The 15,141-nt window shown below is 52.4% G+C and carries 16 protein-coding genes; 12 read left to right on the top strand and 4 right to left on the bottom strand.

Annotated features, from left to right (window positions below; translation table 11 throughout):
* Window positions 1-4 precede the first annotated feature (4 nt).
* Window positions 5-352: a RidA family protein gene (locus JXQ85_RS10970; RefSeq protein ID WP_421748942.1), complete on the bottom strand. Its 348-nt coding sequence runs from the start codon at window positions 350-352 to the stop codon at window positions 5-7.
* 161 nt (window positions 353-513) lie between these two features.
* Between JXQ85_RS10970 and JXQ85_RS10965 the strand changes: the two genes are divergently transcribed.
* The 8 genes from JXQ85_RS10965 (at window position 514) to JXQ85_RS10930 (ending at window position 8,265) form a co-directional block, all read left to right on the top strand.
* Entirely contained in the window at window positions 514-1,443 is a 930-nt protein-coding gene (locus JXQ85_RS10965; protein ID WP_421748941.1) for an ABC transporter ATP-binding protein, read from the top strand.
* A complete protein-coding gene (locus JXQ85_RS10960; protein ID WP_421748940.1) occupies window positions 1,440-2,201 on the top strand; it encodes an ABC transporter permease in 762 nt (253 codons plus the stop codon). The genes JXQ85_RS10965 and JXQ85_RS10960 overlap by 4 nt, the downstream gene beginning before the upstream one ends.
* 156 nt (window positions 2,202-2,357) lie before the next feature.
* The gene (locus JXQ85_RS10955) at window positions 2,358-3,155 is read left to right on the top strand and encodes a S49 family peptidase (RefSeq protein ID WP_421749056.1); all 798 of its coding nucleotides are present in this window, start codon (window positions 2,358-2,360) and stop codon (window positions 3,153-3,155) included.
* 175 nt (window positions 3,156-3,330) lie between these two features.
* Window positions 3,331-4,293: a calcium/sodium antiporter gene (locus JXQ85_RS10950; RefSeq protein WP_421748939.1), complete on the top strand. Its 963-nt coding sequence runs from the start codon at window positions 3,331-3,333 to the stop codon at window positions 4,291-4,293.
* Between the two features lie 366 nt (window positions 4,294-4,659).
* Window positions 4,660-6,549, top strand: a complete 1,890-nt coding sequence (uvrC, locus tag JXQ85_RS10945; RefSeq protein ID WP_421748938.1) for an excinuclease ABC subunit UvrC — start codon at window positions 4,660-4,662, stop codon at window positions 6,547-6,549.
* A gap of 361 nt (window positions 6,550-6,910) precedes the next feature.
* On the top strand, window positions 6,911-7,570 hold the full coding sequence (pgsA, locus tag JXQ85_RS10940) for a CDP-diacylglycerol--glycerol-3-phosphate 3-phosphatidyltransferase (protein WP_421748937.1): 660 nt from the start codon (window positions 6,911-6,913) through the stop codon (window positions 7,568-7,570).
* 4 nt (window positions 7,571-7,574) lie between these two features.
* Window positions 7,575-7,820, top strand: a complete 246-nt coding sequence (gene moaD, locus JXQ85_RS10935; RefSeq protein ID WP_421748936.1) for a molybdopterin converting factor subunit 1 — start codon at window positions 7,575-7,577, stop codon at window positions 7,818-7,820.
* A 1-nt stretch (window position 7,821) separates the two neighbouring features.
* Window positions 7,822-8,265, top strand: coding sequence for a molybdenum cofactor biosynthesis protein MoaE (locus JXQ85_RS10930; RefSeq protein WP_421748935.1), 444 nt, complete (start codon window positions 7,822-7,824; stop codon window positions 8,263-8,265).
* A gap of 1 nt (window position 8,266) precedes the next feature.
* On the opposite strand, the gene JXQ85_RS10925 is transcribed toward JXQ85_RS10930, so the two are convergent.
* The 3 genes from JXQ85_RS10925 to ubiA are packed head-to-tail and all read right to left on the bottom strand — an operon-like array spanning window position 8,267 to window position 11,569.
* Complete coding sequence (locus JXQ85_RS10925) at window positions 8,267-8,596, bottom strand: hypothetical protein (protein WP_421748934.1); 330 nt, start codon at window positions 8,594-8,596, stop codon at window positions 8,267-8,269.
* The gene (locus JXQ85_RS10920) at window positions 8,583-10,544 is read right to left on the bottom strand and encodes an OmpA family protein (RefSeq protein ID WP_421748933.1); all 1,962 of its coding nucleotides are present in this window, start codon (window positions 10,542-10,544) and stop codon (window positions 8,583-8,585) included. Before JXQ85_RS10920 ends, JXQ85_RS10925 begins: the two co-directional genes overlap by 14 nt.
* A 59-nt stretch (window positions 10,545-10,603) precedes the next feature.
* Complete coding sequence (gene ubiA, locus JXQ85_RS10915) at window positions 10,604-11,569, bottom strand: 4-hydroxybenzoate octaprenyltransferase (RefSeq protein WP_421748932.1); 966 nt, start codon at window positions 11,567-11,569, stop codon at window positions 10,604-10,606.
* 12 nt (window positions 11,570-11,581) lie between these two features.
* On the opposite strand from ubiA, the gene JXQ85_RS10910 reads away from it, so the two are divergent.
* From JXQ85_RS10910 to JXQ85_RS10895, 4 genes are all read left to right on the top strand, one after another.
* The gene (locus JXQ85_RS10910; RefSeq protein ID WP_421748931.1) at window positions 11,582-12,304 is read left to right on the top strand and encodes a 16S rRNA (uracil(1498)-N(3))-methyltransferase; all 723 of its coding nucleotides are present in this window, start codon (window positions 11,582-11,584) and stop codon (window positions 12,302-12,304) included.
* Complete coding sequence (locus tag JXQ85_RS10905) at window positions 12,304-13,158, top strand: GNAT family N-acetyltransferase (protein ID WP_421748930.1); 855 nt, start codon at window positions 12,304-12,306, stop codon at window positions 13,156-13,158. Before JXQ85_RS10910 ends, JXQ85_RS10905 begins: the two co-directional genes overlap by 1 nt.
* Window positions 13,155-13,664, top strand: a complete 510-nt coding sequence (locus JXQ85_RS10900; RefSeq protein ID WP_421748929.1) for a hypothetical protein — start codon at window positions 13,155-13,157, stop codon at window positions 13,662-13,664. The genes JXQ85_RS10905 and JXQ85_RS10900 overlap by 4 nt, the downstream gene beginning before the upstream one ends.
* Window positions 13,665-13,739: 75 nt before the next feature.
* Window positions 13,740-15,110, top strand: coding sequence for a glutamate--cysteine ligase (locus tag JXQ85_RS10895; protein ID WP_421748928.1), 1,371 nt, complete (start codon window positions 13,740-13,742; stop codon window positions 15,108-15,110).
* Window positions 15,111-15,141: the final 31 nt, after the last annotated feature.

The raw sequence follows: 15,141 nt of genomic DNA, 5'->3' as shown, positions 1-15,141 counted from the left end.
CGTTCTACTTGGCCGCTGTCACAATCATTTCGACCAACAATTCAGACCGCGCCAATTTTGCTTCTCCGCAAGCACGTGCCGGTGCGTGACCTTCAGGTATCCAAGCGTCCCAGACTGCGTTCATTTCTGCAAAATCGGCCATATCCGCCAACCAAATCGTACATTGCAGAATGCGGGTTTTGTCGGTGTTTGCTTCGGCAAGCAGCGCTTCGATTTTCGCAAGGCATTGGCGTGTTTGATCCGCCACTGGATCTCCTACGTTGCCAACTTGGCCACAAAGGTAGACTGTCCCGTTGTGTTCGACGATTTTGCTCATGCGGGTTGCGGTGTGTTTGCGGATGATCTCGCTCATTCATGCGGTCTTTCTGCTGACAAAATTTGACGCCTACAGAGGGTATGACAAAGTGGATTGTCAATCTCATATGCATTTTTGCACAGGACTATATGTTCTTTTAACGCCTTGGCGAATTGATCGAATGACCATAGCTTTGCGCGGAATTTAGAGGAAACGCTATGAAGTCCATTTTGGAAATCAAAGATCTAAAAAAGGTCTACGATGGAGGCTTTGAAGCGCTGAAAGGCGTGACATTGTCCATCGAAGAAGGCGAGATTATTGCGCTGCTCGGCCCAAATGGTGCCGGTAAGACAACATTGATTTCAACCGTATGCGGTATCACTACCAGCTCGTCCGGTAAGATTTACGTTGGCGGACATTGTGTCGATGAAGACTATCGCGCTGCTCGTAGCCTGATTGGTCTTGTCCCGCAGGAAATTAATCTGGAGCCGTTTGAAACCGTTTGGAACACCGTGCGGTTCACACGTGGATTGTTTGGTAAAAAACGCGATGACGCCTATTTGGAAAAAATCCTGAGGCAGCTGAGCTTGTGGGATAAAAAAGACAACCGGATCATGACCCTATCCGGTGGCATGAAGCGACGTGTTTTGATTGCGAAAGCGCTTAGCCATGAACCGCGTGTGTTGTTCCTTGATGAACCAACCGCTGGTGTCGACGTGGCCCTGCGTAAGGACATGTGGGATACAGTAGATGAGCTTAAGCGCGATGGGGTCACAATTATTCTGACCACACACTACATCGAAGAAGCTGAAGCAATTGCTGACCGGATTGGCGTGATCAACAAAGGCGAGTTGCTGTTAATCGAAGAAAAAGCCGCTTTGATGAAACGCTTTGGGCAAAAGCAGATGAAGGTTCTTTTACAAGATTCCCTTCCATCGGTGCCCGAGGGTTTGAAAGAATACGACCTGTCCTTGACCGATGATGGCGCGACCTTGGTCTACTCCTATGACACCAAGGCAGAACGGACCGGTATCACCAAGCTGCTTTCAGACCTCGCAGGCGCAGGGCTGGTTTTGAAAGATTTACAAACAGAACAAAGTAGCCTCGAAGACATCTTCGTTGGCTTGGTCGAGGAGGGGCAACCATGAATTGGACAGCCATAAAAGCGATCTACGTATTCGAAATGGCGCGGTTTTTCCGTACGCTCACCCAAAGCTTTATCTCACCAGTAATTTCGACATCCCTGTATTTTGTTGTCTTTGGCGCAGCCATTGGTAGCCGGATCGATCAAGTCGACGGTATCAGCTATGGTGCCTTTATCGTGCCGGGGTTGATCATGCTGTCGATCATGACTCAGGGGATTTCAAACGCCTCGTTTGGCATCTATTTCCCGAAATTTATTGGGACGATCTACGAGCTGTTGTCTGCTCCCGTTAATTTTCTTGAGATTGTCATCGGCTACGTAGGCGCTGCAGCCACAAAATCTTTGTTCATCGGTGTGGTGATTTTAGCCACGGCTGGCTTCTTTGTGGATTTGGAAATCCAGCATCCCATAGCAATGATCGCCTTTATGGTTTTGACCTGCACAAGCTTTGCTTTGTTTGGGTTCATCATCGGGATATGGGCGAAGAATTTTGAACAGTTGCAACTTGTGCCATTGCTGATCGTCACGCCTTTGGTGTTCCTTGGTGGTTCATTCTACTCGATCTCCATGCTGCCACCTTTCTGGCAGACTGTGACGTTGTTTAATCCGGTGGTCTATTTGATTTCAGGGTTCCGCTGGGCGTTCTTTGGGTTGGCAGATGTACCTGTTGGTTTGAGCCTTCTGGCGATTGCTGGGTTCACTGCGATTTGCATGGGCGTGGTCTGGTGGATCTTCAAAACAGGCTGGCGCATTCGCAGCTAGTTAAGGGTTAAGGGGCGTGCCCATGCCCTCAATCTTTGTGCTTCCGCTCAAATGAGACAGGACGTCGGGTAAACAAATTGTTGAATTTGTAAATAATAGTAAATTAGTCAGTGGCTGCATCTTGTTTGGCAGGCACTGACATTCTACATGCCAGATATGAAACGTTGGATCCCCTTCACAAAGAAGTACCCGAGTGTCGCGGTGCTTCGTTTATCTGGTGTTATCTCGGCAGGCAGCCGAGGTGGTTTAAGCGATCAATCCATGGCGCCTTTGATTGAAAAGGCCTTCCGGCGCGGTAAACCCGATGCCGTAGCGATTGTGATCAATTCGCCGGGTGGGTCGCCTGTGCAAAGCGCGCTGATTGGGGCGCGCATCCGCCGATTGGCGGAAGACAAAGACATCCCTGTATTCGCGTTTGTGGAAGATGTGGCGGCTTCTGGCGGTTATTGGTTGGCTGCCGCTGCGGATGAAATTTTTGTTGATGCCTCGTCAGTGGTCGGATCGATTGGCGTGATCTCTGCCGGATTTGGAGCGCATGATTTTCTAGAGCGTCACGGGTTTGAACGGCGCGTCCATACGGCCGGTAGGTCTAAATCGATGATGGACCCTTTCCGTCCTGAAAAGGAAGAAGACGTCGCCCGATTGAATGCAATCCTCGAGCAGATCCATGAAAACTTCATTGATCACGTGAAAACGCGCCGCGCCGATAAACTGGTTGAAAACGACGATATGTTCACCGGTGAAATTTGGATTGGTCGAAAAGCTGTTGAGCAAGGATTGGCAGATGCGGTTGGCCATATCGTTCCTGTGATGAAAGAGCGTTTTGGCAAAGACGTGCGATTCCGTCGCTATGATGTGAAGCGTCCGTTTTGGCAGCGGTTCGGAGCGCAGGTTGCACAGGATGCCCTATCCGGGATAGAGGAACGCGCAAGCTTCGCGCGATTTGGACTTTGATGTGCTGACAAAAATTATCCTTCTGTTTCTGGTCTTCATGGCGGTCTTGGCCATGTTTGGCAAATTGACGGTGCCGGGTAAGAAACATTTGGATGCACGCAGATGCCCGTCATGTGGGCGATTTAAGTTAGGCAAGGGGCCATGTCCCTGTCGCAGCAAGAAGGGCTGAGGACATATGCTCGTTTGGCTAACGGCCGGTTTGGGCCTGATCATTCTGCTATTGGCAGGAGATTCCTTGGTGCGCGGGGCTGTGAACCTAAGCCTGCGTATGGGTATTCCAGCGCTTATCGTCAGCTTAACGATTGTGGCCTTCGGTACTTCGGCCCCTGAGCTATTGATTGCGATCAGCGCGATTGATGATGGTGCGCCGGGGATCGCGATGGGGAACGTCGTGGGGTCCAATACTGCGAATATTCTGATGGTTCTGGGCATCCCAGCCATTATGGCGCGGTTGCACACCAGTACCTGCGACACACGCAAGAACTATGTTTTCATGCTGGCGGCAACGGCATTGTTTATCGCTTTAGCCTTCTGTGGTGTGTTTACATGGGTGAGCGGTGTCATATTGCTGATCGCGCTTGCTTTCGTGCTGGGTGATGCTTTTCGCATGGCTTTGCGGCATCGCAAAAACGGTAAGATGGAATGTAACTCCGCGGACGAACTCGACGATCTTGAAGGCGCAGACCCCGATATGCCTTGGTGGCGGATTGCAGTCTTTTTGTTGCTCGGCCTAATTGGTCTGCCGTTCGGGGCTGATCTGTTGGTGGACAGCGCTGTTGAAATTGCGCGGGCGTTTCATGTCGAAGAAGCAGTCATTGGGCTGACTCTGGTGGCCGTTGGTACCAGCCTTCCCGAACTCGCAACGACAGTGATGGCGGCGCTGCGGCGCCAAGCGGATGTTGCTTTGGGCAATGTAATCGGGTCGAACATGTTCAACTTGCTGGCCATTGTCGGAATCGCGAGCCTGATTGGACCCATACCAGTGGACGAAGAGTTTCTGGAATTTGATCTTTGGGTCATGGCAGGCGCAAGCCTGTTGATCCTGCCGTTTGTCTGGTTCAAAGCCGATATCACGCGCCGCTGGGGTATTTTGCTCACCGCACTCTATGTCCTTTATATCGGTATAGTTTTGCACTGATCCTTTGTGCGGAACCTGAAAACTTAAAGTTGCGCTGTTTGCCGACAATTCATGGCAGTAAAGTAAGTAAGTCCTAATACAACCACGCGAGTTGTGCACCGAACACGCTCGCGTCATGAAAGTGTTACCAAAACTGTAATGTTTTCAGTGTTTTGCGTGATGCTGGAAAATCTTTCGTTTGAAAACAATGGCTTGCATAATTGCCTATTTTTTAGGCAGTTGACAGAATTGGGTTAAAAATAAGGGAAATTCACGGGCTTCTGAAAGTTATATCCAGACTTATCCACAGAAATAGTGGACATGTTTACCCTTGCGAACTGAGGCCGGAGATTGCAGGCAGGGGGGAGAATCGGATTTTATACGACCATGCCAGACACTGCCCCATCTTCTGATCCATCAGCTTCAGAGCTCCTGCAATTGGGGCACGACCGTATTGCGGATTATGTCAAAACGCTGGATGGCTCTCCGGGTGTCTACCGCATGCTCGATGCGCAGGCGCGCGTGCTATATGTGGGCAAAGCGCGAAATCTGAAGGCACGGGTATCCAACTATGCGCGCCCAACGGGGCATACGGGCCGCATCGCTCGAATGATCAGCGAAACAGCTTCGATGATGTTTCTGACAACCAAAACAGAAACAGAGGCCTTGTTGCTTGAGCAGAACCTGATCAAGCAACTCAAACCCAAATACAATGTGTTGCTGCGGGACGATAAGAGCTTTCCAAATATTCTGGTTAGCAAGTCGCATGAATTCCCGCAGATCAAAAAGCATCGTGGTGCCAAGAAGGAAAAGGGCACCTATTATGGTCCCTTTGCCAGTGCAGGTGCGGTCAATGGAACGCTCAGCCAATTGCAGCGGGTCTTTATGCTGCGCGATTGTTCTGATGCCACCTTTGAGGGGCGCACGCGGCCCTGCCTACAGTATCAAATCAAACGTTGTACCGCCCCCTGCGTGGGCAAAATTAGCGCCGAAGACTATGCGGCCTCAGTCGCAGATGCAGAACGGTACCTACAAGGGCGCTCAACGGAGATTCAGGAGCGTCTGGCGCGTCAAATGCAGGACGCCAGCGCGAATATGGAATTCGAACAGGCTGCGGTGCTGCGCGATCGCATCCGCGCAATGACACAGGTGCAATCTGCCCAAGGCATTAATCCGCGTGGTGTCAGCGAAGCAGATGTCATCGCATTGCATTTGGAAAATGGTCAGGCCTGCGTGCAGGTCTTTTTCATCCGCGCCAATCAAAATTGGGGCAACAAAGATTTCTACCCGCGCGTCGGGGCCGACATCGAAGCCGCTGAAGTGCTGGAGGCCTTTATTGGTCAATTCTACGATACAAAGGAACCCCCGCGACAGTTGATCCTGTCTCATCCGATCGAAAATACCGATCTCATGGCCGAGGCTCTGGCTGAAAAGGTGAACCGCAAAGTTGAGGTGATTATACCGCAGCGCGGTGAGAAGGCAGAGCTGGTTTCTGGTGCCGTGCGCAATGCCAAAGAAAGCCTTGCACGGAAAATGAGTGAAAGCGCGACACAAGCGAAGTTACTGGCTGGAATTGCCGAAGCTTTTTCCCTTGATGCGCCTCCTCAGCGGATCGAAGTATACGACAACTCTCATATTCAAGGCACCAATGCAGTAGGTGGGATGATTGTTGCAGGGCCCGAAGGCTTTATGAAAAACAGCTATCGGAAGTTTAACATCAAGGGAGATGACCTTACACCCGGGGATGACTTTGGCATGATGAAAGAGGTGCTGTCGCGCCGCTTCAAACGATTGCTAAAAGAAGACCCCGGTCGCGACAAGGGCATGTGGCCTGATCTGCTGTTGATTGATGGCGGTGCGGGGCAGGTGTCGGCGGTCGATGAGATCATGCGTGAGTGGGGCGTGCAGGATATTCCAATGGTTGGGGTCGCCAAAGGTGTTGATCGTGACCACGGAAAAGAAGAATTCCACCGCATGGGGCAGCGTGTGTTTGCATTGCGTCGCAATGATCCAGTTTTGTATTTCATCCAGCGTCTTCGCGATGAGGCGCATCGATTTGCGATCGGCACTCACCGGGTGAAACGCGCGAAGGCTGTAGGGGCCACTCCATTGGATGAGGTGCCTGGCGTTGGCGCGACACGCAAGCGCGCTTTGTTGGCTCATTTTGGCAGTGCTAAGGCAGTGAGTCGCGCGAATCTTGTCGACCTGAAAGCGGTCGATGGAATCTCTGATTCATTAGCGGAATCAATCTATGATTTCTTCCATGAGGGGCGCTGATTGCGACTCTATACTTTTGGATAGGGGGCTATCCAAAATATGTAAAATCTATCCCTCACCAGTACCCCTGCGGGAATTTTGACCAGCTAGAACAATTTTAACGAAGCCAAATCACTTACGGCACTCGCGAAAATCTAGATCACTAAACGCATCCCGATCTAAGTTTTCCACCCCAGGGTCGCCATAAGGTTCGAACGAATTTCGGGGATGAAATCGCTTCGTATTAAGGCCCGGACATACCCAATGTCCGGGCTTTTTTCTTATCCAATCCACAGTTGAAGTACCGATGGATCGAGCCTCTTTACACTGACGATGAAATTGCCCGCTTTTATCGTTCCTTCAGACAGGCTAGGTAGGGGGCATGACATGGACACTCCCCAATATTCTGACTGTTTTGCGGCTATTGGCTGCACCGATGATCGCCGTAATGTTCCTATCCTTGCCACGCCCCTTTGCGGATATGGCTGCTTTGGTTTTGTTTTGTGTGGCGTCGGTTACGGATTATTTGGACGGGTATCTGGCACGTAAATGGCAACAGGTGACTAAGCTTGGTGCAATGCTGGATCCGATTGCCGATAAGGCGATGGTTGTGATCGCATTGATGGTCATTGTCGGGTTCTCATCCCTTTCACTGGCATTGGTGTTGCCTGCGGCGATCATTCTATTCCGCGAAGTCTTTGTATCGGGCCTGCGCGAGTTCTTAGGTGATACCGCTGGGACGCTGAAAGTGACAAAGCTCGCGAAATGGAAAACGGCATCGCAGATGGTGGCGATCGCCGTTCTCTTGGCGCAGGGCATTTTTGAGCATTATTTTGGCATGTGGTCATGGGGTATGGATCAGGCACTGGTTGCCGAGATTCTTGCTGGTACGGCGACGGATGAGCTTGGTTTGCGCATCGTTTATCACGGCGCGGTTTGGTCCAGCCAAGGCGGGCTGCTATTGCTATGGATCGCTGCTGGCTTGACCCTGATCACAGGCGTTGATTACTTCCGCAAAGCAGCGCCACATCTAAAGGACTAAAGCTATGGACGTTGTCTATTTCGCTTGGGTACGTGAGCGCATCGGTTTGCCGAAGGAAAAGGTTGAAACCAACGCCGCGACAGTGATGCAGCTAGTTGAAGAACTGCGCGCACGTGAGGATCGCTATGATCTGGCGTTTTCTGACCTCAGTGCCCTTAGAGTGGCTTTGGACCAAGAACTTTCTGATTTTGACGCGTCTCTGGAAGGTGTTCGTGAAGTGGCCTTCTTTCCGCCGATGACAGGGGGCTAAAATGCGCATTCTCGTGCAGGAAGACGCCTTTGATCTTGGCGCTGAAACCGAAGCCTTCACCAAAGCACAAGAGACAGCAGGGGCGGTTGTGACCTTTACCGGGATCGTGCGCAACAACGCCGAGGGTACACTCAAAACCATGCGGATCGAGCACTACCCCGGTATGACGGAAAAAGCGCTGACAAAGATCGCGCAAGAGGCCAGCGAACGCTGGGACATAAGCGATACATTGGTGATCCACCGACACGGGGACATGGCACCCGGAGAGCGCATCATGATGGTGGCGACAGCCTCAAAGCATCGTGTGCATGCATTTGAGGCCGCGGAATTCCTGATGGATTTCCTGAAATCTCGTGCACCATTCTGGAAAAAAGAAATCACAGCAGATGACGCCGAGTGGGTCGCAGCCAAAGACAGTGACGAAGACGCTCTAAATCGTTGGTGACTTAGCCTGTTTGTTGAACCTGGGTCAGGTATTTGCGCAGCTCTTCAGCTTCGTGACGCGCATCTCGCAGACCTTCCATAGCAGCGGCCAATTCGGCCTCTGTTTGGTTCAATTGATTGGTAAGCTCGGCTTCGCGCTGCTGCAGATATGTGATCGCTTGATCACGGGTTTCTTCGGCTTCATGCAGCTCTTGGCTCATGCGCTCCAATTGATCGACATCGGATTGTGCAACCCGCGTAAAACGGTGCACCAACCAATTGGCGAACCAGCCCAAGCAGAAGGCAATGAACAGAACAATCGCAGTTGCGACAATAAACTCAATTCTGGACATCTTCGCTCGACTCCTGCGTTACGGATTCACCGTCTGAGCTGCCTTCATTCACTGCTTCGGCGCTATTATCAAGGCTTTCTTCGCCCTCGGACGCTGATGTGGGGGCTGCTTCGCCCTCAGAAGACGCTTCGCCCGCCTCTGTTTGCAATAAAACGAATTCAATACGGCGGTTCGCTTCGCGACCTGCGTTGGTTTCGTTATCCGCAATTGGGCTGACTTCGCCGTAGCCTTTCGCTGAATATGCGCTTGTTAGAATGCGGCGATCACGTAGTGCAGCCAGAACCGATTGCGCGCGGTTTTGGCTCAGTGCCAAGTTCATGCTTTCGCGCCCTTGGCTGTCGGTGTGACCTTGGATTTCCAGAGGAATATCGCCGCAGTCATCCAGTATCACCGCGATTGCATCGATGATGGGCGCTGCTGAAGCATCCAGCGTCCCCGATCCCGGTTCAAATGAGATTTTCACTTCGGATTGGGCTGCTTTCAGCTTTGCGATGCATTCTTCAGGTGTTGGGATCGAGGCCAGAGGATCAAGAGCTTCTACATAAGCGACATCAATCGAGAACTGTTGGCCTTCGCCCAGCCGTTTGGCCAAGACTTGGCTGATTGTGGCGCGGGCGTTTTGCGATCCAGTTTTACCAGACACTTCCACAAAATCTTCTGTCACCGTAACAGCACCGTAGCTCATCTGTGAAAGGGCATCCAAGCCCGCCATGACACGGCTTGGCCAGCTGGCGGGAACTTGCTCGGTCAAGCGAAGTGCGTCATAGACATTCTCGCTACCAAACCGAGCCTGTGCATAGCTGTCGATCGTGGTTTGGGACAACGTGTTCCCAAGTTTACCCCGCATTTGCATCAGACCCTCAGGGCTGAGTGTAGCTGTGAAGTCAACACGCTCTGCTTCGCCATCTTTGTTCACGGTTGGCAGCACGGCGTGCAGTGCAAAAAGTTCTGGCAGGTTCTTTTCCGCTTTGGCGACAACCTGATCAAACAAAGCAGGGTCAGTGCCTTCTTTTGCAACCAGCGAGATATCTGCATCCGTCAACGTGATTGTTCCGCCACCCAGGGCGCCTAAAGCTTCTAAGGAAACGACAGAAGCCTCCGCCCATGTCGGGGAGGGTACGCCAAGCCCGATACGGCAATCTTGCCCATCAGGCAGACCAATTTCATCAGCGGCAGCTAGGATCGCATTGCGCGCATCCTTAGTGTCTGCGGAACAGGCGTCAAATCGCAGCGCACCTTCGTGCAGAATTGCGCGCATGGTGAATGGCGTGATTACCGGGCGCGGCGCGGAAATATCTAGAACCAGCTCGACGTTTTTGGGCGCATCGCTGCGCAGGTCGCGTTCAAGCTTAATTTTTTCTTCGCCACTGTCGGTCATCGCGGTGATACGGACGACTTCGGAAGAAACGGAAATTTTTGAGCGCGGCAAATCTTCAAGCGCATTCAAAGCAAAGCGCAATGCCGCTGACCAACCGATTGGCGTTTCGTAGTCAGCGGTCTCCATGAAATCCGCAATATGTTCGTCTCTGTCTGCCGCGCGTTTAAGGCGTGCCAGAACCGCGTCGCGGTCACTATCAAGCGGAATGAGGCCGATGACAGAAATGCCGCCTTCGTTGCGCAGAATTTCGACCGAGAATTTGGGGGCAGCCAGCGCCGCAATCGCGGCCACGTTCATATTGTCGATGACCCGAGCAGCATCCACAATGCCACCAGCTGTGGACATCGCCATGAAACGCTCTGCTTCGGTAGGAGCAGTGCCGCTTAGAAAGACGTTCAATCCTTCGGCGTAGCTTTCAGCCCATTCAAGCCCTGATTTGTCCAAAGCGGCCTGCACGCTGGACTGCGTCGTGTCTTCGATTACAGTCGCAGTCAGGCTTGCGGCCGCAAGGCTTACAATACCGGCCAATCCAAAAGTTGTGGCCACGGTCAATGTCAAAGGCAGTCGCATTTGGTCTTCTTTGTCTCACTGGTTCCGTGTCTGATACGCAACTCGGCCTGCCATATCAATCAAAGGAACAGGGCACCGGCGAAAAACAGCAAGGGAATCAAGCCTGCATCGCGGTTTGACTGGAAGAGTTTTAGCAAAGTTGCCGAATTTTCCAAATCCAGATTGCGTAGTTGCCAATGCAGATGCCAGCCCATCGCCCAGACACCAGCTAAAGCCAAACCCATCGAAAGCGGGCTTCGGTGGATTGTTGCCCCAATAACCGCGAAGGCCATCAAGCAGACGGTGACAATCAGAAAGCCAAGCAACCAGCGCGGAGAATTTTCAGCAAAGAGACCCGCTGTCGATTTTACCCCGATCAAAGCGTCATCTTTGGTATCTTGGTGGGCGTAGATAGTGTCGTAAAACAGGGTCCACGTGATGCCCGATAGATACAAGACCACTGCAGGCCATTGCAGTTGATTGCTATGGGCCGTCCAGGCCAACAGAGCCCCCCAGTTGAAAGCGATGCCCAAAAAGACCTGAGGCCACCAAGTAAACCGTTTTGCGAATGGGTAAATCAGCACCGGGATCACAGCGACGAACCCAAGAAGAATGGCCTTCGGGTAAAAGCTTAGTAGGATAAACAGACCCAAAAGCGCTTGCAGAGCCATCCATATAACGGCGCCAGTCACTGTGACTTGGCCACTCGGGATCGGTCGGGATCTGGTCCGTTCTACTTGACCATCAAAATTGCGATCCGTGATGTCATTCCATGTGCATCCAGCGCCGCGCATCAGGAAGGCCCCAGCGCCGCATCCAACAACCGTCCAGGCATCGTGCCAGGATACAATATTGTCGTTTAGCATCGACAATACCAAACCCATCATGCAGGGCAAAAACAGTAGCCATGTGCCAATCGGACGATCCGCGCGAGAAAGTCGTAGATACGGACGCGTCGGCGCTGGCGCAAAGCTATCGACCCAATTTCCTTTAACCGCGTCAGAAACTTGACCGCTTGGCTCTGGCGTTGTGGGGGTCTCAGCCATATGTAAGTCCTCATGAAGGATGCAAAAGTCAGATTGTATGTAGATCATCCGTTAGGGGATGGGCAAACCATTCCTCTAGAGCGGGATCAGGCGCACTACCTCTTTGGCGTGATGCGGTTGGCTATTGGTGCGCATATCTTGTTGTTTAACAGCAAGGATGGCGAATGGCGGGCCGAAGTGACGCAGGCCGGCAAACGCGGTGGCGAACTGAATTGCGTGTCGCGAACCAAACCTCTGCAGATGCCCCCTGATCTGTGGTTGCTCTTTGCACCGATCAAGAAGGCACGCACCGATTTTATCGTTGAAAAAGCAGCAGAAATGGGTGCAGCACGGATCATGCCAGTGCAAACGGATTTCACCAATTCTGACCGTATTCGTCAGGACCGCCTGCAGGCGCATGCTGTTGAAGCAGCGGAGCAATGCGGTGGGACATATGTGCCTGAAGTAACGGATTTGCAGAAACTGGATCGGGTCCTTGCCGATTGGCCAGAGGATCGCGAATTGATGTTTTGCGATGAGGCCGAAGCCGGGGCGGCGAAAGCGCTTATGGATGTGACAGGCAAAAGCTGGGCGATCCTGATCGGGCCTGAAGGTGGTTTCTCGCCAGCAGAGCGTGCACGGTTACATGCCCATCGGCAGGCACATGTCGTCAGCCTTGGGCCTCGAATTTTGCGGGCGGATACAGCGGCTGTCGCGGCGATGACACTCTGGCAGCAAAAGCTAGGAGATTGGTGATGTTACGGGTCGCCACTCCCGAAGATGTGGACGCTATTTTGGCGTTCCTTTTGCCCTATGCGGCAACTTCCATGTTTCTACGCAGTAATCTCTTGGCGCATGGTGTTGAAGAGAAAGAGCATCGACACGGTGGCACATTTCTACTGTGGGAAGAACACGGTGCATTAAGGGGCGTATTGGCGCATTCCAATCAGGGATTGATGCTGTGCCAATGTCCAGACGCCTCTCCAGAAGTCTGGCGCGACTTTGCTGCCTGGCTTGTCGGAAAGAATGTTGCAGGTATATCGGGCGACGTTGCGCAGGTGCGGGCTGCTGTTCAAGCTTTTGGTTGGCCAGAGGAATTTTTGAGTTTGAATAGGACCGAGCCGCTATTTGAACTCGATTTCAAAGACCTCCTCCCCAGGATATCGACAATACGTGCTCCCCATGAAACCGATTTTGAACTGTTGGCTCGATGGTTTGCTGCCTATGCAGTGGACGCGGGGATCGAACCCGATATCGCAATTGCGCGCGGGAATGCAGAAGTGCGCGCAAAACGAGCGATTAATGAGTGTAACATTCGTTTGCTTGTAGAAGATGGTGAGCTAATTTCTATGGCTGGCATTAACGCGCAGGCAGATCAAATGGTGCAAATTGGCGGTGTTTACACCCCACCTGAACGGCGCGGGGAAGGTTTTGCTGGGCAAGTCGTTGCGGCATTCCTAAATGAGCTTCGTCATGAAGGTATTCAACAAGCGATCTTATTCGCCGCAAGTTCCAAGGCGGCGCGTGCATATGAAAAGATTGGATTTCGCCAAATTGGTGAATACCAACTTTGCCTTTTGAAAACCCCTCACATTCAAGGACGACCATGAGTTTCATTCGACCAGAAGCCCAAGCCACTTTGATGCAATGGCGTGAAGCGCTTTTGGGCATCCTGATTCTCTTGCTGGGGGCTTGGTGGATGTCGGATAGCGGGATCCTGCGCTGGGTTGGTATTGCCGTGACTTTAGGCGGGGCGGCACTATTTTATATAGGTTATCAGCGCGCACGATTTCGCGTGGGCAAAGGTGGTCCGGGTGTTGTGACAGTAGACGAAGGTCAGGTCAGTTATTTTGGCCCCTTGTCGGGGGGCATGGTCGCCATCGATGATTTAGCGATGGTGGTGCTTGATCCGTCGCAAACCCCGCCGGTTTGGATCCTGCAGCAACCTCGGCAGGCGGATGTCATGATCCCTGTAAATGCCGAAGGTGCAGAATTGCTCTTTGATGCCTTTGCGGCTCTTCCCGGTATTCGCACTGAATTTATGCTGTCTGCCCTTAAAGCCGATCGCACTCAACCTGTCGTGATCTGGGCAAAACCCGTCACAAGGCTGCATTGACAGTCGAAGCGATTCACTCCACCAACACCATCTCAAGCCCCTCGCGCATGCCGCGCATTCATCGGAGCCTAGGCCATGTCTATCCCTCAGTCCGGCGGCGGACCCATCGAACGCCATGAACAACTTGCTGAATATCTGGAAGCGGGCTGCAAGCCACGTGAAGATTGGCGCATTGGCACGGAACATGAGAAGTTTGGCTTTTGCCAAGACAGCCTAAATCCCCTGCCTTTTGAAGGGGAGCGGTCTATCTTGGCCGTGCTGGAAGGTCTGCGTGACGGCCATGGTTGGGCACCGGTCCTCGAAGGTGACAAGCTGATTGGATTGGAAAAAGACGGAGCCAATGTATCGCTCGAGCCGGGTGGTCAGTTGGAACTGTCAGGTGCGCCACTGATTTCGATCCATGAGACTTGTGATGAAGTGAATGCCCACCTCCGGGATGTGAAAGACATTGCGGATAAGATCGGTGTGAAATTCATCGGCCTAGGGGCTGCTCCGATTTGGACGCATGATCAAATGCCGGTCATGCCCAAGGGGCGCTACAAGCTGATGACCGACTATATGGACCGGGTTGGCACCATGGGGAAATCCATGATGTACCGGACCTGTACGGTGCAGGTGAACCTTGATTTCGGCTCAGAGGCCGACATGGTGCAAAAGCTGCGTGTGGCTTTGGCATTGCAGCCTGTGGCGACGGCATTGTTTGCAAATTCCCCATTCTTTGATGGCAAGATAAATGGCCACAAATCATGGCGCTCGCGCGTGTGGCGCGATTTGGACGCGGCCCGCACCGGCATGTTGCCTTTTGTCTTTGAAGAGGGCTTTGGTTTTGAACGTTGGGTGCAATACGCACTCGATGTGCCAATGTATTTTGTCTATCGCGACGGTAAATACATTGATGCGCTGGGCATGTCCTTCCGCGACTTTTTGAAAGGCCAGCTGCCAGCATTGCCAGGTGAAACACCGACGCTTTCTGATTGGGCTGATCATCTGACCACAGCCTTCCCAGAAGCGCGCATCAAGAAGTTTATGGAGATGCGTGGTGCTGACGGTGGCCCATGGCGTCGTCTTTGTGCCTTGCCTGCGTTCTGGGTTGGTTTGATGTATGATCAATCGTCCCTCGATGCAGCCTGGGATCTGGTCAAAGGTTGGGATGCTGAAACCCGAGACGCGCTGCGTGTTGCGGCCAGCGAGGATGGTTTGCAGGCGCAGGTCGGGGGCATCAACATGCATGATCTGGCGCGCGAAGTTGTTGCCATTTCTGAAGCAGGCTTGAAAGCACGCGCCATTCCCGGTGCCGGTGGTCTTATCCCAGATGAAACGCACTTTCTAAATGCCCTAAATGAAAGCTTGGAAAGCGGTAAAGTGCCGGCAGATGAATTGTTGGATCGCTATCACGGTGACTGGAATGGAGATCTGACAAAGATCTACGATGAATTCAGCTACTGATTTGGGATCACTAAAATAGAAAACGGCGGCG

The organism is Cognatishimia sp., assembly GCF_049116455.1.
Taxonomy (GTDB): Bacteria; Pseudomonadota; Alphaproteobacteria; order Rhodobacterales; family Rhodobacteraceae; genus Cognatishimia.
Note: the sequence above shows the minus strand (reverse complement) of the source record. Positions and strands in the feature narration are given on the sequence as shown.